This is a genomic window from Actinoplanes sp. NPDC048967, assembly GCF_040649415.1.
In the GTDB taxonomy this organism is placed as follows: Bacteria; Actinomycetota; Actinomycetes; order Mycobacteriales; family Micromonosporaceae; genus Actinoplanes.
In genome coordinates, this window is the sequence record NZ_JBEZFL010000003.1 from 325,935 (window position 1) to 344,731 (window position 18,797).

Sequence of the window (18,797 nt, forward strand, 5' to 3'; positions counted from 1 at the left end):
TGCCCAGCCAACCTCCACCGGCTCGGGCCGACCCGCTCCTTGAGCCAAACCCGCCCGCTCAGCCCGAATCCCCTACGCCGAGCCCGCGCGCCCCGCCGCCGACCCACCCGGGTCACGGACAGCGGTCACGACCCCGGCCGTGCCGTCAGGCCAGGCGCCGCCGAAAACTGTCGGTGGTGGGCGGTAGCTTCGTCGGCATGGACGGCTCGGTTCTGGTCACCGGTGCCTCGCGGGGGCTCGGTGCGCACATCGCCCGGCGGCTGGCCGCCGACGGCTGGCCCGTGGCCGTCAACTATCTGCCCGACCGGGCGGACGCCGAGCGGGTCGTCGCCGACATCGAGGCCGCCGGCGGGCGCGCGGCCGCGTTCCGGGCCGATGTCACCGACGAGGCCGAGGTCACCGCGCTGGTCACGGCTGTCGAGTCCCGGCTCGGTCCGGTGGCCGTGCTGGTGCCCAACGCCACCGGCCCGCAGCCGGCGATCGACGCGGTCGACGTCACCTGGCAGGACCACCTGGACCAGCTCATCTTCTTCGTGAAGAGCCCCACGCTGCTGATGCGGGCGATCGCGCCCGGCATGCGCGAGCGCGGCGGTGGCCGGATCATCCAGATCGGCTCGGACCTCTTCGAGCGCGCGGCACCGGGCATGTCCGCCTACAGCGCGGCCAAGGGCGCGCAGTTCTCGCTGACCCGCACGTGGGCGCGCGAGCTCGGCCCGTGGGGCATCACCGTCAATGTGGTCGCGCCCGGCTGGATCCCGGTGGAACGGCACGCGGGCATCGATCCGGAGCACGTCGAGGATTACCGGCGTGAGGTGCCGCTGGGCCGGATGGGCACCCCGGGCGAGATCGCGGACGTGGTGGCGTTCCTGGCCTCGGACGGGGCCCGGTTCATCACCGGCGAGCGGATCACGGTCAACGGCGGTCATGCCATGGACTGATCTCGTCGATCGGCCCACGGCACGGGCAGCGCGGCCCGGTGGTTTCCGCGTACGGTCGCTGATATGTCCTATCCCGATGCGCGCTACCTCGGCGACGGCGGCGAGGCGACCGCGACCCTGCGGGTCGCCGCCGCCGAGCCGGAGCTCGACGGAGCGGCGACCACCGCGAGTTACCTCGCCACCGGTGACAGCACGGACGGCCGGTTCGGCCTGTACCGGTGGGATTTCAAGGGTCCCCGCAGCGGTCCCGATCCGCACTTCCACCGCTCCATCTCGGAGTCCTTCTTCGTGCTGTCCGGCACGGTCAGGCTCTACGACGGCAGCAAGTGGCAGGACGGCCGCCCCGGCGACTTCCTGTACGTGCCGGAGGGCGGCGTGCACGGCTTCCGCAACGAGTCGGGCGAGCCGGCGTCGATGCTGATCCTGTTCGCCCCCGGGGCGCCCCGGGAGGACTACTTCGAACGGGTCTCCACCGTCGCGCAGATGTCCGAGGAGGAACGCACGGAGTTCTACCTGCGCCACGATACGTTCTGGACCTGACGCCGCCCGGTCAGCCCAGCGCCGCGGGAGCCTGGTCGATGAAGCCCAGCACCGTGCGGATCCGGCCGTCCGCTCCCAGCTCGGCCACGTCGAAGCCGATCACCACCGGCTCCTGGCCCGCCGGACCCAGATGCCAGGTGAAACGCGCCTGCTCATGATGGGCGTCAACCGGCCCACCAGGCGTGAAGGCCCACCCCGGGAACTGAGCCTGCACCGCACCGATCAGGCCGTCGAGCGCCGCGTGGCCCTCGACCGCGGCCAGCGGGTCGACGTACCGGATGTCCGCGGTGAAGGCCTCCTCGATGGCCGCGCGGCGGCGCTGCGGATCCGTCTCGTTCCAGGCGGCCAGGTAGTGCTGCACCACGATGTCGAAGTCGCTCATGTCGGTTCTCCTCGCTGCTCGGGTTGTCGGCCCGACCACCGTCACCCGGCCCGGGTAGTCCGGTCGATTACCTCGCGGGTAATCGGCGGTCCTCGGCCGGCTCCCTACGATCGGGTTCATGAGCGACGTGGGGGTGCTGCTGCGCCGGTGGCGGGGCAACCGGCGGCTGAGCCAGCTCGAGCTCGCCGGCCAGGCGGGGGTGTCGACGCGGCACCTGTCGTTCGTGGAGACCGGCCGGGCCCGGCCGACCCGGGAGATGATCCTGCGGTTGGCCGAGGAGCTGGCCGTACCGTTGCGGGCGCGCAATGCGTTGCTGCTGGCCGGCGGTTTCGCGCCGGCCTATCCCGAGGGGGATCTTCGCGGCCCGGCCCTGGCCGCGGTGCTGGCGTCGCTGCGTGACGTGCTGGCCGGGCACGAGCCGTATCCGGCCGTCCTGATCGACCGGCACTGGACCATGGTCGACGGCAACGCGGCGGTGCCGCTGCTGACCGCCGGGGCCGCGCCGGAGCTGCTGGAGCCGCCGGTGAACGTGCTGCGGCTGTCGCTGCACCCGGACGGCATGGCGCCCCGGATCCGGAATCTGCCCGAGTGGCGCGCGCATGTTCTGCACCGGCTGGACCGCCAGGCGCAGGCGACCGGCGATCCGGTGCTGCGGTCGCTGCACGACGAGCTGCTGGCGCTGCCCGGCGGGCAGGCCAAGGCCCGGCCGGACGGCATGGTCGTGCCGCTGCGGTACTCGACCGCGGGTCAGGAGCTGTCGTTCTTCAGCGTCACGTCGGTGCTCGGCACGCCGCTCGATGTCACCCTCGACGAGCTGGCCATCGAGTCGTTCCTGCCGGCGGATGCGGCGACCGCCACCTTCCTGCGCGCCCAGTGATCTTTCGGGGTGCCCGGGACGTCGCCGGGTGGCAGGATCTGCGGCATGGACCTCGGGCTGGCTGATCGTGTCTTCGTCCTCACCGGCGCCTCCCGGGGCCTCGGTTTCGCCACCGCCCGCGCGCTGGTGGCCGACGGCGCCAAGGTGGTCGTCTCCGCGCGCTCGCCGGAGGCAGTCGACGCGGCGGTCGCTCAGCTCGGCGACGGCGCGGCGGGCGTGGTGGCCGATCTGACCGATCCCGGCACGCCGGAGCTGCTGATCAGCACGGCGCGGGAGCGCTTCGGCCGCCTTGACGGCGCGCTGATCTCGGTGGGCGGCCCGGCCCGCGGCACGGCCGCGGACCTGACCGACGAGCAGTGGCGCGAGGCCTTCGAGACGGTCTTCCTCGGCACGGTACGCGCGGCGCGCACAATCGCGGCGGCACTGCCCGAGGGCGGGGCGATCGCCCTGGTGTTGTCCACGTCGGCGCGTACGCCGATCGCCGGTCTGGGGCTGTCCAACGGGTTGCGACCCGGTCTGGCCGGGGCGGCGAAGGACATGGCGGACCAGTACGGCCCGCGCGGCGTACGCGTGGTGAGCCTGCTCCCGGGACGCGTGCTGACGGACCGCAACAAGGAGCTGTTCGAGGCGACCGGCGACGCCGAGGCGGCTGCCGCGGAGGCGGCGGCTTCGGTCCCGCTCCGCCGGCTGGGTGAGCCGGACGAATTCGGCAAGGTGGCGGCGTTCGTGCTGTCCCCGGCGGCGAGCTACCTGACCGGGCTGACCCTGCCTGTCGACGGCGGCGCGCTACGGATGCTGTGAGCGTCACCGAGCCGGTCGTCTTCCGCGTGCACCGGTGGCGGCTGGGCCTCGGTGTCGCGCTGCTCGTCGCACCGGCGGTTCTGCTGATCCGCGGGCTGGCCATGGTCGCGGCGGTGGCGGTCGGGGCCTCGCTCGACCTCGGCGACTACGTGGAAGCCGGGCTGGTGACGCTGTCGACCGCGGCGGCCGGTGGGCTGGGTGCGGTGATCGGCGCAGGATCAAACCCCGGCTGGGTACGGGTCTCCGCGGCCGGCGTGGAGTTCGCGCCGAGCCGGCACCGGGCGACCTTCGTGCCGGCGGCCGCCATCGCGTGGGCCCGGTTGCGGTTCGCCGGGCCGTTCACCCAGCTGGTGGTCACGCCCACCACGCCGGAGGCGGTCGCCTGCGCACCGACGGACGGACGGACACCCCGGTTGCGCCGAGGGTCCTTCGTGATCGACGTGGGCCTGATGACGCCCGGCCCGGCGGTCCTGCTCAGCGAGCTGACCCGGCACCGACCGGTCCCGGCCGGGACCTGACCCTCACGGCCCTGGCGGCCGGGTCGATACATTGGGCGGATGCTGTCCGCCGTGCCGCCGCCCACATTCCGGCCGCCGACGGCCGAAGAGGTCGCCGCCGCCGGGGACCGCACGCTCGCCGACCTGGTCGGGCCCGGGCTGCGGGTGCTGTTCTCCGGGATCAACCCCAGTCTGTACTCGGCCGCCACCGGGCACCACTTCGCCCGCCCGGGCAACCGGTTCTGGCCCGCGCTGCACCGCGCCGGCTTCACCCCGGTGCTGCTGCATCCGTCCGAGCAGTGCAAGCTGCCCGAGCTCGGCCTGGGCATCACCAACGTCGTCGCCCGGGCGACCGCGCGCGCCGACGAGCTCACTCCGGCCGAGTTCGTCGACGGCGGCCGGATGCTGGACAAGCTGGTGCGCACCTGGCAGCCGCGGTATCTCGCCGTGCTGGGCGTGACCGCGTACCGGGCGGCGTTCGGCCGGCCCAGAGCGCGGATCGGGCCGCAGGACGAGACCGTCGGCGGGGTGCCGGTGTGGGTGCTGCCGAATCCGAGTGGCCTGAACGCGCACTACACGGTCGACACGCTGGCGGCGGCGTACGCGGAGCTGCGGGAGGCGGCGGAGCGGTGACCCCGGAGGCCGACTGCTGGTTGGATCCCGGCATCGAGGTGCGGGATTCGGCGATCGAGGGGCGGGGGCTGTTCGCCCGGCGGGCGTACCCGGCGGGTGTGGTCGTCTCGCGTCTGGGCGGGCGGCTGGTGTCGGGGGCGGAACTGCGCCGGCTCATCGCCGACCCGGAGCAGCCGTACGTCGACACGATCACCGTGAGCGAGACCGAGCATCTGGTCCTGCCGCCCCGCCGCCCCAACGGCTACGGCAACCACAGCTGCGACCCGAACCTGTGGTGGGTCGGCCCGTACGAGCTGGCCACCCGGCGCCCGATCGCGCCGGGTGAGGAGCTGACCAACGACTACGCCACCAGTACGGCGGAGTCCGCGTTCACGATGGCCTGCCGCTGCGGCACATCCTTGTGCCGCGGCACGGTCACCGGCGACGACTGGCGCCGCGAGGACCTGCGGGCGCGCTATGGCGAGCACTGGATCCCGATGCTGCTCGCCCGGATCGCCGCGCTGCCGGACGGCTCCGGCCGAAAGCCAGGTCAGCGGGGGCACTGACCTGACCTCCGGCGGCATCCGGGGACCGCTTCCCAGGCCCCACCCTCCAAGACGGAGCTGAGCCCGGATCGGTTGCATTCAGAGCGCGGTGCTCTTGAAGGCCGTACGCGTGAAGGCCGAGCCGGTCCACTTCCAGCTCTGGGTGATCCGCAGGTCGGGGCAGCACAGCGGGGCGTCGTCGCTGAGCGCCTCGGAATCGACGGTCAGCGACCGTCCCTTCGTCCGCAGGTCGGCCGTCCGCAGGTACGAGTCCTTGCCGATGGTCAGCAGCGGCCCGGTGCTGGAGTCCGCGCCGAAGACGAAGACGCGCACCGCGTTGGTCGAGGTGGTCGTCGGGCAGGACGCCGCGACGATCGTGTCCGGCCGGCCGTCGCCGGTGAGGTCGGAGTGGTCGACGTGCTGCACCTCGGCCCGCTTGGGCAGGTCGGCGTGGCGCTTGCAGCCGAGCGCCCGGAAGGCGACCTTGGCCCAGTCGGTGTCGTCAGCCTGACCGCCCTGGCCGGTCGACGGCTCTTCGCTGGTCGCCGGCTTCTCCGCCGGGGGCGCGGGCCGGGTCGAGGTGCTCACCGTGGGGCTCGGCGCGGGGCCGGCGGCCTGGCTCGCGGCGGAACCGGCGCCCGTGGACGCGGACGGAGCAGCGATCGGCGCGTCGGACGGCGCGGAGCAGGCCGCTGTCGCAGCGATGGCACAGCCGGTGAGGGCCAGCAGAGTGAGCTTGTTCTTGACCTGACGCATCGGTTTCTCCCCGTGTCTTCCCTTGGACGAGGCCCCACCGTATCGACGCTGAAGGCCACTCCGGCTCACGGATTCATGCCAAGCCGCCACGGACCGTCATCGCCGGCCCGCGTATGGTCGGCGCGTGCTGACCGCCGGAGTCGACCTTGCCGCCGACCCGGCCGGGACCGCCGTCGCGTCCATCGCCTGGTCCGCCAGGGGAGCCACTGTGCGACTGGTGACCGTGCCCGCGGACGACGAGGCGATCGTCGAGCTGGCCGGCCGGTCCGCGAAGATCGGCATCGACTGCCCGCTGGGCTGGCCGGACGCGTTCGTGACCTTCGTCGGGGCCCACCGCGACGGCCGGGTGCCGATCCCCGACGGCGTGGACGCCAAGCAGTGGCGGCGCCGGCTGGCCTGGCGGCACACCGACGAGGTGGCCCGCCGACTGACCGGCCTGGTGCCGCTGAGCGTGTCCGCGGACCGGATCGGGCACACCGCCATGCGCTGCGCGGCACTGCAGACGCGGCTGGCGCAGGCCGGACGCGGCGTCGACCGCACCGGCGCCGGCGCGGTCGTGGAGGTCTATCCCGCCGCGTCGCTCAAGGTGTGGGGTCTGCCCTGGCGCGGCTACAAGACCACGAAGCACCAGGCCGCCCTCGGGATCGTGGTCGACCAGCTGAAACAGGCCGCGCCGTGGCTGGACCTGGGCGGACACGAGGAGCTGTGCCGGCACAGCGATCATGCGCTGGACGCCGTCGTCGCGGCGCTGACCGCGCGGGCCGCCGTACGCGATCAGGTCTGCCGTCCCGACGAGCGGGAGCTGCCCGCGGCCCGGACCGAAGGATGGATCGCGATCCCCACCGCCGCGCTGGCGGCACTGCCGGGATAAACCGCATGTGCCGGGCCCGGCCCGGAGCCTAGGGTGGCGCGGATGACTCTCTCTCATGACGTGGCCGGCGACGGCCCCACGGTGGTCCTGCTGCATTCGACGGTGTGCGACCGGCGCATGTGGGACCCGCAGGTCCCGGCGCTGGTCGAGGCCGGCTACCGGGTGGTCCGGGCCGACTTCCGCGGCTTCGGCGGCTCCCCGATGCCCGCCGGGCCGGCGGGCGACGCCGACGACGTCGTCGAGCTGATGGACTCGCTCGGCGCGGGGCAGGTGGCGATGATCGCGGCGTCCGGCGGGGGCCGGGTGGCGCTGGAGATCGCGGCGGGCCGGCCGGAGCGGGTGACCACCCTGGCGCTGCTCGGCACGGCCTGGTGGGAGCAGGAACGCAGCGCCGGCCTGCGGGCCTTCGGCGCCCGCGAGGACGCGCTGCTGGAGGCCGGGGACGTGGATGCGGCGACCGAGCTCAACGTGGAGATGTGGGTCGGCCCGGCGGCGGACCAGGCAACCCGCGACAAGGTACGCGAAATGCAACGTCGCGCCTTCGAGGTGCAGCTGGCGGCGGTCGAGGAATTCCCGCAGCCGGCGACGGAGCCGGACGTCGGGGCCATCACCGCCCGGACGCTGCTGGTGTCCGGGGCGCACGACGTGATCGACTTCCGCGAGATCGCTGTGGCGCTGGCCGAGCGGATCCCGGGTGCCCGGCATGTGGAGTTGGACTGGGCCGGGCATCTGCCGAGCCTGGAACGACCCGAAACGGTCAACCCTCTGCTGATCGACTTCCTGCGTGGCGCCTGAGCGGGGCCCGGCGCGGCGCCTGAGCGGGGCCCGGCGCGGCGCCTGAGCGGGGCCCGGCGCGGCGCCTGAGCGGGGCCCGGCGCGGCGCCTGAGCGGTGGTGGCGCCGGATGATGCGAGCGCGGCGCGGGGGTTGCCCGACCCGGACGCTGTGCGGCAAACGGCCGCCTCGGCATTCAGCGCCCGGCCCACCCCGGAACGCTGCCGGCCGGGGCGCACGGGCAGGTTGTCGATGCGGCTTCCCCATCGCTCGTCGTGGTCGGCCTTGATGTGGATGAAGCCGATCAGCTCGGCGCCGGCCTCCGCCAACCGGGTCCGACCAGCGCCGGGAGCCGCCGGCCGCGATGACCACACCGCCCGGCGTTCGGTGACCACGTCACCGTCGAGACAGGAGTCCGCGAAGGCGCCCCGGGAGTGGCGACGCCAGGCGCACCGCCGAGCGGGCCGCCGCCGGTGCGCCGTCGGCCGGCTGGCGGCGTGCAACTCGGCGTTCAGGGCGGCGTCCGCCGGGCCGGCCCGGCCTAGGTCCATCGAGTGTCTCTGTCACAACCTCACCGGCTGCCGCAGCTCCATTCTCAGCGCATGTCCGGGTGCTCAGGGCTCGATCGGGTGCGGCACCTGCACGATGACCTGCTCGGTCTCCTCCGCGTACGGCATGGCCGGGCTGTCGCCCACCGCGAACTGGGTGCGGTAGAGCTCCGCGTACAGACCGCCGGCCGCCACGAGCTCGCTGTGCTTGCCGCGCTCGACGATGCGGCCGTCGTCCAGGACCAGGATCTGGTCGGCGTCGCGGACCGTGGACAGGCGGTGGGCGATGACCAGCGCCGTCCGGCCCTCCAGCGCCACGGTCAGGGCCCGCTGCACGGCTGCCTCGGACTCGCTGTCGAGGTGGGCCGTCGCCTCGTCCAGGATCACGATCGACGGGTGCTTGAGCAGCAGCCGGGCGATCGCGATGCGCTGCTTCTCGCCGCCGGAGAAGCGGTAGCCACGCTCGCCGACCACGGTGTCCAGTCCTTCGGGCAGGGCGCGGACCAACTCGGCGACCTGGGCGCCGCGCAGGGCGTCCCACATCTCCTCCTCGGTCGCTTCCGGCCGGGCGTAGCGCAGGTTCTCCGCGATCGTCTCGTGGAACAGGTGGGAGTCCTGGGTGACGACGCCGATGGTGTCGCGCAACGACTCCAGGGTGGCGTCGCGCACGTCGACCCCGCCGACGCGGACCGCACCCTCGGTCACGTCGTAGACCCGGGAGACCAGCATGGACGTGGTGGACTTGCCGGCGCCGGACGGGCCGACCAGGGCGACCATCTGACCGGGCTCGACGACGAAGTCGACGCCGCGCAGCACCGGTGCGTTCTCGGTGCGGTCGAGGGCGACCACGTCCTCCAGCGTGGCGAGGGAGACCTCGTCGGCGCTCGGGTAGCGGAAGTGCACGTCACGGAACTCGAGCCGGCCCGAGCCGGGCGGGATGGCGACAGCGTCCGGCTTTTCCTCGATGCCCGGCTTGAGGTCGAGGACCTCGAAGACCCGGTCGAAGGAGACCAGCGCGCTCATCACGTCGACGCGTACGTTGCTCAGCGCGGTGAGCGGGCCGTAGAGGCGGGTCAGCAGCAGCGCCAGGGTGACCACGGTGCCGGCGGTGACGCTGCCGGTGACCGCGAGCCAGCCGCCGAGCCCGTACGTCAGGGCCTGGGCCAGCGAGGCGACCAGCAGCATGGCGACGAAGAAGGTGCGGGAGAACATGGCCTGCTGCACGCCGATGTCCCGGACCCGCTGCGCGCGCTCACCGAAGCGCGCGGCCTCGGCGTCGGGGCGGCCGAACAGCTTGACCAGCAGGGCGCCGGAGACGTTGAAGCGCTCGGTCATGGTCGCGTTCATCTTCGCGTCCAGGTTGTACGACTCGCGGGTGATCTCGGCGAGCTTCTTGCCGACCCGGCGCGCGGGGATGATGAAGACCGGCAGCATCACCAGCGACAACACGGTGATCTGCCAGGACAGGCTGAACATCACGGCGGCGGTCAGCACGAGCTGGATGACGTTGCTGACCACACCGGACAGTGTGGAGGTGAACGCCCGCTGGGCCCCGGTGACGTCGTTGTTGAGCCGGCTGACCAGGGCGCCGGTCTGCGTCCGGGTGAAGAACTGCAGCGGCATGCGCTGGACGTGGTCGTAGACCTTGGTGCGCAGGTCGAGGATGATGCCCTCGCCGATGCGGGCCGAATACCACCGCTGGGCCAGGGACAGGAACGCGTCGACGATCGCCAGCCCGGCGATCATGAAGGCGAGCTTGACGACCGTGGCGGCGGCGTCGGAGCCGCCGGCGGTGATGGCGTTGACCACGTGGCCGGCGAGCACCGGGGTGGCGACGCCGATGCCCGCGGCGAACACCACGGTGATCAGGAAGACGATGATGTCGCGCCGGTACGGCCGGGCGAAGCGCAGGATGCGCCTGGTCGTGCCCCGGCTGAGCTGATGCTTCGAGACGCGCTCGGAATTCTGGATCGAGCGCAGCATCATCCAACTGGAGCCGCTGGAGTTCGGACCCATGCGTCACCTCCCGGGCGTCTGTGGCAGGCACAGTCTGCCCGCTGGGTATGACAACCCGAGAGGTAACCGGTTTCTTCCTGATCGGTCCTTACTCGGCACCCAGGAGGTCGCGCAGGCGGCGGGTCTGCGCCTCCCGCTCGGCCCGGTCCTGCTCGGCGTACGAGCGGCCGGTGGCCCCGGCGAGCAGGGCCTTGATCTCGGCAACGGCGCCCCGGTCGGCGGCCAGCACGGCCGCGGCCAGGTCGGAGACCGCTCCGGACAGGTCGGCACCGGGCACGACGGCGGTGGCCAGACCGATCCGGTCCGCCTCCTGCGCCGAGATGCGCCGGCCGGTGACACAGATCTCCAGGGCGCGGGACGGCCCGACCAGCTCGGTCAGCCGTTTGGTGCCGCCGAGATCCGGCACCAGGCCGAGGGTGACTTCGGCCATCGAGAAACGGGCGTCGTCGGCCAGGATCCGCAAGTCGCAGTTGAGTGCGAGCTGAAATCCGGCCCCGATCGCGTGGCCCTGCACGGCCGCGATGGTGACCAGCGAGGGCCGCCGTAACCAGGTGAACGCATCCTGGAAGCCGGCAATCCGATCCGCGCACTCTTCCGGGGACAACGCGGCCAGTTCCGGCAACGAAGAATCGCCGCCGCCCCGGGCAACCGACAAGTCGAGTCCGGCGGAAAAGGCACGGCCTTCACCCCGGACAATGACGACTCGCACGTCCCCCGGCATTTTCCGGGAAATGTCGGCGAGCTCCGACCACATGGCGGGAGTCTGGGCATTGAGCACATCGGGCCGGCACAACGTCACCGTCGCGACCGGCCCGTCCTGGTCATACCGAACGCCTGCTTCGGTCCCGGGTGATGCGCTGGTCGTCACGCCTTCTTGCGACGACGGGCGCCGCCGCGCTGGCGAAGCTGGACACCCGACTCGGTGAGCACCCGGTGCACGAATCCGTAGGACCGCCCGGTGGAGGCGGCCAACGCCCGAATGCTCTCGCCGGAGGTGTATCGCTTCACCAGGTCTTTGGCGAGCGTCTGTCGCTCGCTGCCGACGATTCGACGACCCTTCTCAGTGCTGGTGGCTGTGCCGGTGGCTGCCATGTTGAATCCTCACGTCCCAGACTGTGCGGTTCGATACGGTCCCACCTATTAGACCGCCTCCAACGATCATGCGCTAGGTATCTCGGCTTAGCCAACGTGCCCAATTACCACTGTCAGGAACCCGACGGTGACCATGCGCATCAATGTCAGACCGTTGCCCCGGAGGCCGGATCGGGTCGGGAATCGGACGCCGGAGAGCGTTTGCCGGCCGCCCGCCGGGACCGCCTCGCCGCCCCGGACCTCGCCCCAAGACCACCCGTTGAGCTGCACAAACATCAACTACACGGTGGACGGACAACGATGTCACGCAGCGTCGACGCAGCATGCACGCAGGGATGTCGGCGGGCGCCCGAACGGGCAGTGGAGGCCGGCGGAGGGGCGCCCGGGACCGGCCGCGCGGTGACCGGAGCCGGGCAGGAGTCGCACTGTCTGTGTGGGCACCAGTTGACAACCGACGATGCCGTTGATCCTCGATCAAGCGATGGCGATCACGCCAGCTCGACGAGCTCCAGCAGATCGTCGCTCCACGCGTCCTCGTCGCCGTCGGGCAGCAGGATGGCCCGGTCCGGCTTGAGTGCCTGCACGGCCCCCGCATCGTGGGTGACCAGCACGATCGCGCCCGGGTAGTTGGCGATGGCGTCCAGCACCTGCTCGCGGCTGACCGGGTCGAGGTTGTTGGTCGGCTCGTCCAGCAACAGCACGTTGGCACCCGAGCAGACCAGGGTGGCCAGCGCCAGCCGGGTCTTCTCGCCGCCGGAGAGCACGCCGGCCGGCTTTTCGACGTCGTCACCCGAGAAGAGGAACGCACCCAGGATCTTGCGCAGCTCGGTGTCGGTCTGCTCGGAACCGGCGCTGCGCATGTGCTCCAGGATCGTGCGGTCCACGTCCAGCGTCTCGTGCTCCTGGGCGTAGTAACCCAGCCGCAGCCCGTGCCCGGCCCGCACCTCACCGGTGTCGGACTGCAGGTGCCCGCCGAGGATCCGCAGCAGCGTGGTCTTGCCCGCGCCGTTGAGGCCCAGAATGGCGACCCGGGAACCCCGGTCCACCGCCACGTCCACGTCCGCGAAGATCTCCAGCGAGCCGTAGGACTTGGACAGGCCCTGCGCGGTCAGCGGGGTCTTGCCGCAGGGCGCCGGGCTCGGGAAACGGACCTTGGCCACCTTGTCCGAGGTGCGCACGTCCTCCAGGCCGTCGAGCAGCTTGTTGGCCCGCTTGGCCATGTTCTGCGCGGCGACGGTCTTGGTGGCCTTCGCCCGCATCTTGTCGGCCTGGGCCAGCAGCGCGCCGGCCTTCTTCTCCGCGTTGGCGCGCTCGCGGCGGCGGCGGCGCTCGTCGGTCTCCCGCTGGGCCAGGTACGTCTTCCAGCCGACGTTGTACATGTCGACCTCGGCACGGTTGGCGTCGAGGTACCAGACCCGGTTGACCACGGCTTCCAGCAGGTCGACGTCGTGGCTGATGACGATCAGGCCGCCCTTGTGGTTGGCGATGTAGCCGCGCAGCCAGGTGATGGAGTCCTGGTCCAGGTGGTTGGTGGGCTCGTCGAGCAGCAGGATGCCCTTGCCGTTCTGGCCGGAATTCTGGAACAGGATGCGGGCCAGCTCGATGCGCCGGCGCTGACCACCGGACAGGGTGCCGATCGTCTGGGCCAGCGCGCGGTCGGGCAGGCCCAGGTTGGAGCAGATCCGGGCGGCCTCGGCCTCGGCGGCGTACCCGCCCAGGCTGGCGAACTGGTCCTCCAGCTGGCCGTAGCGGCGGATCAGCTTCTCGTCGGCGCTCTCCTCGAGCTCGACCTCGAGTTTCTGCATCTGCGACAACAGGACATCGAGGCCGCGAGCGGACAGCACCCGGTCGCGGGCGGTGACGTTCAGGTCGCCGGTGCGGGGGTCCTGCGGGAGGTAGCCGACCTCGCTGGTGCGGGTCACCTCACCCGCGTACGGCGTGCCCTCGCCGGCCAGCACCTTGAGCGTGGTGGTCTTGCCGGCACCGTTGCGGCCGACCAGGCCGATCCGGTCGCCGGGCTGCACCCGCAGCGTCGTCGGGGAGATGAGGATCCGGGAGCCGGCGCGCAGTTCGAGTCCGGTGGCGGTAATCATGAGGAAGCGTCTCGCTCTCGAGGGAAGAAGGCTGGCTCAGGGCACACGGAAGCGCCGCCGGGATCACGGAAGATCACGGTCGGCGCGGGGCAGGTCAGCCTTCGCAGAGCAGCACCCGGCAATTGTACCGGGCGCCGGCCACGACCCCCCACCCGATTAGCGGGCGCGGCCACCGGGTACGAATGGCGCCACACGTGGTGGACGCGCGAGCGAGGATGCGATGGAACTCAACGAGAACGCCAGGATCGACACCAGTCAGATCGACGACCAGCGTTCCTCCGGCGGGGGCGGCGGCGGGATCGGCGGCCTGCCCATCGGTGGCGGAGGTCTCACCGGCATCATCGTCACCGTGCTCATCGCGGTCGTCGGTGGCTTCCTCGGCATCAACAATCTCACCGGTGACGACGGCGCGAGCACGCAGACGGGGGACAACACCTCGCTCACCCAGAAATGCTCGCAGTCCGAGGCGATCAAGCAGCTGGACTGCCGCAACGTGCTCTACGTCAACTCGATCCAGGACTACTGGGTGGAGGCCCTGCCGGCGACCTTCGGCGAGCAGTACAAGGCGTCCAAGACCGTGCTGTTCTCGAAGCGGGTCAGCACCGGCTGCGGTAGCGCCGACTCCGGCGTCGGGCCGTTCTACTGCCCGGCCGACGACCGGGTCTACATCGATCTGACCTTCTACACCGTGCTGTCGCAGCAGCTGGGCGCGCCGGGCGAGTTCGCCCAGCCGTACGTGCTGGCCCACGAGTACGGCCACCACGTCCAGGACCTGCTGGGCACCGAGGGCGCGATGCGCCGCGAGCAGGAGCGCAACCCGACCGGGGCGAACGAGCAGTCGGTCAAGCTGGAACTGCAGGCGGACTGCTACGCGGGCAGCTGGGCGAAGAACGCCACGGGCACCGACGACGGCTCGGGCCAGAAGATCTTCAAGAGCATCAGCCAGGAGGACATCCAGCAGGGCCTGGACACCGCGGCCAAGATCGGCGACGACACCCTGCAGAAGAAGAGCGGCGGCTCGGTCAACCCGGCGGAGTTCACCCACGGCACCAGCGCCCAGCGCCAGGAGTGGTTCAAGCGCGGCTACGACACCGGCGACCCGAAAAGCTGCGACACCTTCGCCGCCGGCGCGGTCAGCTGACCGGCCACGAGCGATCCGGCCCCATCTGGCCTGGCGTACTGCCGGGTCAGGTGGGGTCTTTGACGAGGATGCGGACCGCCCGGGCCTGGGCGATCGCGTCCTCCAGAACCGTCTTGCGTGGCTCCGGGACCTCGAGGAAACGGTCGCTGCGCAGCGCGGCCAGGGGTTGCAGGGGTGCGGCGGCCAGGATGGTGTCCACCGCGGTGTGGTCGCCGCCGGTCACCAGGGCGCTCAGGGTGCGTACCTCCGGCAGGAGCAGGCGGGCCGCGATGCCGGCGCCGTCCGCGGCCGCCGCTTTGGCCTGGTTGTTCCGGCGGCGGGCGAAGCGCTGCTGGGACCAGCCGCCCGCGGCCGTGCGGCCCTGCACGTAGTGTGTGTCGACCTTGGACACGACGAGCTTCGGGCCGTCGGCCACGCCGACCGCCACCGCGCCCTTGCGGGCCAGCAGCAGACCGATCCGGCGTGACTCCCCCGCCGCCCGGCGCAGCTCGTCCAGATCCTCGGTCTCCGGCGACCCGGGCGGCGCCGCCAGCTCGGCGGTCGCGCCGTCCTCCGCGGTCAGCAGCAGCCCCTCGGCCGTCCACGGGCCGTGCCGGCCGGTGAAATTCTCCAGCCAGCGGGCCAGCCGCTCGGGGGCCACGTCCACCCACCGTCCGCCGCCTGCCGCCGGTCTCGCGCTCATGACTGCCACCCTACGGTGGGATGATCCCGGCATGACCCGAGCGCCCGCGGAGGAACTGCTGGACCGCCTGGTGCGCAGCTTCGAAGCGGCCCGCGACCCGGAACGCGCCGGTCCGGCGGCGGCCTACATGCGCGACCGGTTTCCCTTCCTGGGCATCCCGGCCCCGACGCAACGGGCGCTCGCGCGCACGGTGGTCGCCGGACTGCCCGGACCGACCGAGGACGAGCTGCGCACGGTGACGCTGGCGTGCTGGGAGCTGGACGAGCGGGAGTACCAGTACTTCGCCTGCGACTGGCTGCGCCGGCACGTTGCGGTGCCGGGGCCGGGCTTCCTCGCCACGCTGCGGACCCTGATCACCACGAAGTCGTGGTGGGACACGACCGACCCGCTGGCCACGCGGGTGGTGGGCGGCCTGGTGTGCCGGCATCCCGAGCTGGGCGCGGAGATGGACGCCTGGTCGGCGGACGGGGACATGTGGCTGATCCGTACGGCGATCCTGCACCAGCTGCACTACGGCACGGACACCGACGTGGACCGCCTGTTCGGATACTGCACCCGGCAGGCGGGCCACCGCGACTTCTTCGTCCGCAAGGCGATCGGCTGGGCGCTGCGGCAGTACGCCCGCACCGATCCGGCCGCGGTGGCCCGGTACGTCGCCGCCCACCGTGACCGGCTGTCGCCGCTGTCGGTCCGGGAGGCCACCAAGCACCTGTGACCCCCGGCTCCGCTTCAGCCGGCACGCGGCCAGCTGAACACGGCAGCCGGCTCGCCACGGCTCGCGGTTGACTGAGCGCGGACGCGGCCGAATGAGCGCGGCACGCAGCCGACAGAGCGCGGCACGCAGCCAACTGAGCACGGAACGCGACCGGCTGAGCGCGGCTCGCGGTCAGGTGACCAGGCCGACGGCGAGGACGGCGATCACCGCGCTCGAGACCATAGCGGTGATCAGGCGGCCGCGGTCGCCGGTGAGCAGGCGGCCGACCAGGGCGCCGCCGCCGGCGATGAGCAGCTGCCAGCTCGCCGAGGCCACGAAGGCGCCTATCACGAACCCCACCCCGCCACCGGTGCCGCCGCGGCCCATGACCAACGCGGCGAAGTAGACGATCGTGGCCGGGTTGAGCAACGTCAGTCCCAGCACACCGAGGTAGGCGCGGCCGGCCGTGGTGGTGTCCGGTCCCCCGGCGCGCTTGCCGGCAGAGCGCGGAGCAGGCGCGTCCGGCCCGGCGCCGGGCGTCGCCGACCCGCGCGCGGCCGCTTCCATCCCGTCGGCTTCCGAGCCTCGGCCATCCCGCCCGGCATCCGGCACTGCGGCAACCGGCCCCGCCCCGAGGGCACCGGCATCCGAACCAACCGGCCCGACCCCGACGGCACCGGCATCCGAACCAACCGGCCCGACCCCGACGGCACCGGCATCCGAGCCAACCGGCCCGACCCCGACGGCACCGGCATCCGGACCAACCGGCCCGACCCCGACGGCACCGGCATCCGGACCAACCGGCCCGACCCCGACGGCACCGGCATCCGGATCCGCCGGACGCCCCGCTGAGGTGCCGTTACCGGGAGACGCACGCTCGGAACGCGCCGGCTCACCGGGGGAATCCCGCTGGGCCGCGCGTTTGCGCAGGGCCGACCAGGCCGTATGCGCCGCCAGGAACAACAGGACCACCGCCGCGACCCAGCGCAGCGGCGTCGAGATCGGTGCGATGGCCGCCGCCAGCGCCGCCCCGCCCAGGACCGCGATCAGTGCGTACACCCCGTCGGCGGTGGCCGCGCCCAGCCCGGCCGCCGCGCCGACGCGCAGGGAGGTGCGGGCGGTGAGGCCGGCGATCAGGACCGCGATGGCGCCGACGGGCACGGCGACGCCGTAGCCGGCGATCGCGCCGGCCAGGAACGCCGCGGTCATGGCGCGGGTGGGTGAGTGGCCGGGCCGGCGGCGACGCGCTGCTGTCGCGCGGCCCGGGCGGGCGCGGCGGCAGACAGGGTCGGGTGCGGGCTCGGCTTCTTCACGCCGCCATGATGGCCGGGACGCCGCGGTGGAGGCCACCGATTTTGCGCAGCAGCCGGTTGGTGTCGCCTCAGCTGGGGATGAGCAGGCCCGGACGCGCGACCGCGGTGTGCTCCGGCGCGTTTCGGGCGGGCCGCTGCGGCCGCCGCGGACACGTTAGGGTCCGGGGATGGGCGTGGTCGCGGAGCTGATCCTCATCCGGCACGGGCAGAGCGCGGCGAACGTCGCGTTTCCGCTCGCCAACCAGCAGGGGCGGCTGGACTCCGGCCTCGGCGGCCGGGACACCGATGTGGAGCTGACCGATCTCGGGGTCGAGCAGGCGCGCGCGGTCGGGCGGTGGCTCGCCGCGCTGTCGCCCGGTGAGCTGCCCGAGGTGGTGATCACGTCGCCGTACCGGCGGGCGCGGGAGACGTGGCGGATCGCCGTCGAGGCCTCCGGGCTGTCGCTGCCCACGCCCGGCACGGACGACCGGCTCGTGGACCGGCTGACCGGGGAGCTGGAGATGCTGACCGATGCCGCGATCCGGCAGCGTTTCCCGGACGAGCCGGCCCGGTTCGAGCAGGCCGGTGAGTACGCCTACCGGCCGCCGGGCGGCGAGACCTTCGGTGACATCGCCGAGCGGCTCTCCGCTTTCCTCGCCGACCTGAACGGCAAGCACGCCGGTGAACGGGTCGTGGTGGTGGCCCACGACTCGGTGGTGCTGATGATGCGCTTCGTCATCGAGGGTCTGGAACTCGCCGCCCTGCCGGGCCTCGTCGAGCAGCACGGCCAGGTCCGTAACGCCTCGATCACCAGTTTCCGGGAGTCGTCAGGGCGTCTCGTGCTGGACCGCTACAACACGGTCGACCACCTCTGAGCGCTACTCGGTGTCGGTCCAGGCCAGGAACTCCTCGACGGCCTCGCGGTCGCCGTCGACCTCGATGCTCTCCAGCGGGATCCGCTTGTAGATCGCCAGCACCAGGTCGCTGGCCGAGCCGCGCATCGTCGCCAGCGGCTCGCCGCCGGCCGCCGGGCCGGACCTGGCCCCGGACGGGGTGAGGTCGACCAGCCAGGTCGGGCCCTCGACCGCCGACAGCGCGATCCGGGCCGGCCGGTGCGGCCAGGCGCCGATCGAGCCCAGGGTCACCACCAACAGCTCGTCGATGGTGTCGACGGCGACCGCGGCCGGGACCGGCTCCGGCTTGCCGACGGTCTCCTGGGCGTCCCACGCGTGCACCGCGGCCTCCTGGACCTGGTGGCGGGCCACCGCACCGGAGGTCATCGGGGCCTCCGAGGCGCCCCACCACGTCCAGCAGTCGCGGTCGGGGCCGGCCACGCGCAGGGCGTCGATCAGCAGCCGGGTCGACTCGGCCGACCATTCCACCAGGTCACCGACGGGGTCACCGGTGACGAACTCGGGCGCGCTGTCGGCCGGTCCGGCCGCCACGACCTCGGCCCAGAAACGCTGAACGGAGCCCAGGTGCGCCACCAGGTCGCGCAGGGACCAGTCGGGGCAGCCGGGCACGCGGGCCCCGGTGTCACCCGTGGCGACCGCCTGGCGGAAGGCGGCGGAGCGCTCGGCGATCAGGTCCAGCAGTTCGGGGAAGGGAAGCAGCTGCGTCATCCCGATGGTCTACCACCGGCGTGCG

At 72.5% G+C, this 18,797-nt stretch carries 20 protein-coding genes and 2 pseudogenes; 12 read left to right on the plus strand and 10 right to left on the minus strand.

Annotation, left to right across the window (positions count from 1 at the left end):
• Positions 1–197 precede the first annotated feature (197 nt).
• Both AB0C12_RS14030 and AB0C12_RS14035 read left to right on the plus strand, forming a co-directional pair.
• Positions 198–938, plus strand: coding sequence for an SDR family oxidoreductase (locus AB0C12_RS14030; RefSeq protein ID WP_360547713.1), 741 nt, complete (start codon positions 198–200; stop codon positions 936–938).
• A 63-nt stretch (positions 939–1,001) separates the two neighbouring features.
• Complete coding sequence (locus AB0C12_RS14035) at positions 1,002–1,478, plus strand: cupin domain-containing protein (protein WP_360547715.1); 477 nt, start codon at positions 1,002–1,004, stop codon at positions 1,476–1,478.
• Between the two features lie 10 nt (positions 1,479–1,488).
• Here AB0C12_RS14035 and AB0C12_RS14040 read toward each other — a convergent pair whose 3' ends face one another.
• Complete coding sequence (locus tag AB0C12_RS14040; protein ID WP_360547717.1) at positions 1,489–1,860, minus strand: nuclear transport factor 2 family protein; 372 nt, start codon at positions 1,858–1,860, stop codon at positions 1,489–1,491.
• Positions 1,861–1,978: 118 nt separating this feature from the next.
• Here AB0C12_RS14040 and AB0C12_RS14045 point away from each other — a divergent pair, with 118 nt between their 5' ends.
• From AB0C12_RS14045 to AB0C12_RS14065, 5 genes are read left to right on the plus strand one after another with little or no spacing between them, the layout of a single operon-like run.
• Positions 1,979–2,737: a helix-turn-helix transcriptional regulator gene (locus AB0C12_RS14045; RefSeq protein WP_360547719.1), complete on the plus strand. Its 759-nt coding sequence runs from the start codon at positions 1,979–1,981 to the stop codon at positions 2,735–2,737.
• Positions 2,738–2,782: 45 nt separating this feature from the next.
• On the plus strand, positions 2,783–3,538 hold the full coding sequence (locus AB0C12_RS14050) for an SDR family oxidoreductase (RefSeq protein ID WP_360547721.1): 756 nt from the start codon (positions 2,783–2,785) through the stop codon (positions 3,536–3,538).
• The gene (locus AB0C12_RS14055; protein WP_360547723.1) at positions 3,535–4,056 is read left to right on the plus strand and encodes a hypothetical protein; all 522 of its coding nucleotides are present in this window, start codon (positions 3,535–3,537) and stop codon (positions 4,054–4,056) included. Before AB0C12_RS14050 ends, AB0C12_RS14055 begins: the two co-directional genes overlap by 4 nt.
• A 39-nt stretch (positions 4,057–4,095) precedes the next feature.
• The gene (mug, locus tag AB0C12_RS14060) at positions 4,096–4,668 is read left to right on the plus strand and encodes a G/U mismatch-specific DNA glycosylase (protein WP_360547725.1); all 573 of its coding nucleotides are present in this window, start codon (positions 4,096–4,098) and stop codon (positions 4,666–4,668) included.
• The gene (locus tag AB0C12_RS14065) at positions 4,665–5,213 is read left to right on the plus strand and encodes an SET domain-containing protein-lysine N-methyltransferase (protein ID WP_360547727.1); all 549 of its coding nucleotides are present in this window, start codon (positions 4,665–4,667) and stop codon (positions 5,211–5,213) included. The genes mug and AB0C12_RS14065 overlap by 4 nt, the downstream gene beginning before the upstream one ends.
• A gap of 78 nt (positions 5,214–5,291) precedes the next feature.
• Here AB0C12_RS14065 and AB0C12_RS14070 read toward each other — a convergent pair whose 3' ends face one another.
• Complete coding sequence (locus AB0C12_RS14070; RefSeq protein WP_360547729.1) at positions 5,292–5,948, minus strand: hypothetical protein; 657 nt, start codon at positions 5,946–5,948, stop codon at positions 5,292–5,294.
• 124 nt (positions 5,949–6,072) lie between these two features.
• Between AB0C12_RS14070 and AB0C12_RS14075 the strand changes: the two genes are divergently transcribed.
• Both AB0C12_RS14075 and AB0C12_RS14080 read left to right on the plus strand, forming a co-directional pair.
• Positions 6,073–6,819 (plus strand): DUF429 domain-containing protein, encoded by a 747-nt coding sequence (locus AB0C12_RS14075; protein ID WP_360547730.1) that lies wholly within the window; start codon positions 6,073–6,075, stop codon positions 6,817–6,819.
• A 42-nt stretch (positions 6,820–6,861) separates the two neighbouring features.
• Positions 6,862–7,614: an alpha/beta fold hydrolase gene (locus tag AB0C12_RS14080; protein WP_360547731.1), complete on the plus strand. Its 753-nt coding sequence runs from the start codon at positions 6,862–6,864 to the stop codon at positions 7,612–7,614.
• Positions 7,615–8,206: 592 nt separating this feature from the next.
• Here the strand turns inward: AB0C12_RS14080 and AB0C12_RS14085 are convergent.
• The 4 genes from AB0C12_RS14085 to AB0C12_RS14100 form a co-directional block, all read right to left on the minus strand.
• A complete protein-coding gene (locus AB0C12_RS14085; RefSeq protein WP_360547733.1) occupies positions 8,207–10,156 on the minus strand; it encodes an ABC transporter ATP-binding protein in 1,950 nt (649 codons plus the stop codon).
• Positions 10,157–10,244: 88 nt separating this feature from the next.
• Positions 10,245–11,024 (minus strand): enoyl-CoA hydratase/isomerase family protein, encoded by a 780-nt coding sequence (locus AB0C12_RS14090; protein WP_360547735.1) that lies wholly within the window; start codon positions 11,022–11,024, stop codon positions 10,245–10,247.
• The gene (locus AB0C12_RS14095) at positions 11,021–11,248 is read right to left on the minus strand and encodes a helix-turn-helix domain-containing protein (protein WP_015620263.1); all 228 of its coding nucleotides are present in this window, start codon (positions 11,246–11,248) and stop codon (positions 11,021–11,023) included. The genes AB0C12_RS14090 and AB0C12_RS14095 overlap by 4 nt, the downstream gene beginning before the upstream one ends.
• A gap of 488 nt (positions 11,249–11,736) precedes the next feature.
• Positions 11,737–13,341, minus strand: coding sequence for an ABC-F family ATP-binding cassette domain-containing protein (locus tag AB0C12_RS14100; protein WP_360547737.1), 1,605 nt, complete (start codon positions 13,339–13,341; stop codon positions 11,737–11,739).
• Positions 13,342–13,561: 220 nt separating this feature from the next.
• On the opposite strand from AB0C12_RS14100, the gene AB0C12_RS14105 reads away from it, so the two are divergent.
• On the plus strand, positions 13,562–14,482 hold the full coding sequence (locus tag AB0C12_RS14105) for a neutral zinc metallopeptidase (RefSeq protein WP_360547739.1): 921 nt from the start codon (positions 13,562–13,564) through the stop codon (positions 14,480–14,482).
• Positions 14,483–14,528: 46 nt separating this feature from the next.
• Here AB0C12_RS14105 and AB0C12_RS14110 read toward each other — a convergent pair whose 3' ends face one another.
• Positions 14,529–15,164, minus strand: coding sequence for an acVLRF1 family peptidyl-tRNA hydrolase (locus AB0C12_RS14110; RefSeq protein WP_360547741.1), 636 nt, complete (start codon positions 15,162–15,164; stop codon positions 14,529–14,531).
• A 31-nt stretch (positions 15,165–15,195) separates the two neighbouring features.
• Between AB0C12_RS14110 and AB0C12_RS14115 the strand changes: the two genes are divergently transcribed.
• The gene (locus AB0C12_RS14115) at positions 15,196–15,879 is read left to right on the plus strand and encodes a DNA alkylation repair protein (protein WP_360547743.1); all 684 of its coding nucleotides are present in this window, start codon (positions 15,196–15,198) and stop codon (positions 15,877–15,879) included.
• A gap of 171 nt (positions 15,880–16,050) precedes the next feature.
• Here AB0C12_RS14115 and AB0C12_RS14120 read toward each other — a convergent pair.
• Both AB0C12_RS14120 and AB0C12_RS14125 read right to left on the minus strand, forming a co-directional pair.
• A pseudogene (locus AB0C12_RS14120) lies at positions 16,051–16,317 on the minus strand (lysine transporter LysE); the annotation flags it as partial.
• Between the two features lie 465 nt (positions 16,318–16,782).
• A pseudogene (locus tag AB0C12_RS14125) lies at positions 16,783–17,067 on the minus strand (LysE family transporter); the annotation flags it as partial.
• A gap of 271 nt (positions 17,068–17,338) precedes the next feature.
• Here AB0C12_RS14125 and AB0C12_RS14130 point away from each other — a divergent pair.
• Complete coding sequence (locus AB0C12_RS14130) at positions 17,339–18,025, plus strand: histidine phosphatase family protein (RefSeq protein ID WP_360547745.1); 687 nt, start codon at positions 17,339–17,341, stop codon at positions 18,023–18,025.
• A 3-nt stretch (positions 18,026–18,028) separates the two neighbouring features.
• On the opposite strand, the gene AB0C12_RS14135 is transcribed toward AB0C12_RS14130, so the two are convergent.
• A complete protein-coding gene (locus AB0C12_RS14135) occupies positions 18,029–18,772 on the minus strand; it encodes a maleylpyruvate isomerase family mycothiol-dependent enzyme (protein ID WP_360547747.1) in 744 nt (247 codons plus the stop codon).
• Positions 18,773–18,797 lie beyond the last annotated feature (25 nt).

Bases quoted from the DNA above. Each gene is read 5' to 3' on its own strand.
- AB0C12_RS14030 (WP_360547713.1), top strand. From the start codon at position 198: ATGGACGGCTCGGTTCTGGTCACCGGTGCCTCGCGGGGGCTCGGTGCG.
- AB0C12_RS14080 (WP_360547731.1), top strand. From the start codon at position 6,862: ATGACTCTCTCTCATGACGTGGCCGGCGACGGCCCCACGGTGGTCCTG.
- AB0C12_RS14110 (WP_360547741.1), bottom strand. From the start codon at position 15,164: ATGAGCGCGAGACCGGCGGCAGGCGGCGGACGGTGGGTGGACGTGGCC.
- AB0C12_RS14130 (WP_360547745.1), top strand. From the start codon at position 17,339: ATGGGCGTGGTCGCGGAGCTGATCCTCATCCGGCACGGGCAGAGCGCG.
- AB0C12_RS14100 (WP_360547737.1), bottom strand. From the start codon at position 13,341: ATGATTACCGCCACCGGACTCGAACTGCGCGCCGGCTCCCGGATCCTC.
- AB0C12_RS14135 (WP_360547747.1), bottom strand. From the start codon at position 18,772: ATGACGCAGCTGCTTCCCTTCCCCGAACTGCTGGACCTGATCGCCGAG.
- AB0C12_RS14070 (WP_360547729.1), bottom strand. From the start codon at position 5,948: ATGCGTCAGGTCAAGAACAAGCTCACTCTGCTGGCCCTCACCGGCTGT.
- AB0C12_RS14045 (WP_360547719.1), top strand. From the start codon at position 1,979: ATGAGCGACGTGGGGGTGCTGCTGCGCCGGTGGCGGGGCAACCGGCGG.
- mug (WP_360547725.1), top strand. From the start codon at position 4,096: ATGCTGTCCGCCGTGCCGCCGCCCACATTCCGGCCGCCGACGGCCGAA.
- AB0C12_RS14095 (WP_015620263.1), bottom strand. From the start codon at position 11,248: ATGGCAGCCACCGGCACAGCCACCAGCACTGAGAAGGGTCGTCGAATC.
- AB0C12_RS14105 (WP_360547739.1), top strand. From the start codon at position 13,562: ATGGAACTCAACGAGAACGCCAGGATCGACACCAGTCAGATCGACGAC.
- AB0C12_RS14115 (WP_360547743.1), top strand. From the start codon at position 15,196: ATGACCCGAGCGCCCGCGGAGGAACTGCTGGACCGCCTGGTGCGCAGC.
- AB0C12_RS14035 (WP_360547715.1), top strand. From the start codon at position 1,002: ATGTCCTATCCCGATGCGCGCTACCTCGGCGACGGCGGCGAGGCGACC.
- AB0C12_RS14050 (WP_360547721.1), top strand. From the start codon at position 2,783: ATGGACCTCGGGCTGGCTGATCGTGTCTTCGTCCTCACCGGCGCCTCC.
- AB0C12_RS14085 (WP_360547733.1), bottom strand. From the start codon at position 10,156: ATGGGTCCGAACTCCAGCGGCTCCAGTTGGATGATGCTGCGCTCGATC.
- AB0C12_RS14040 (WP_360547717.1), bottom strand. From the start codon at position 1,860: ATGAGCGACTTCGACATCGTGGTGCAGCACTACCTGGCCGCCTGGAAC.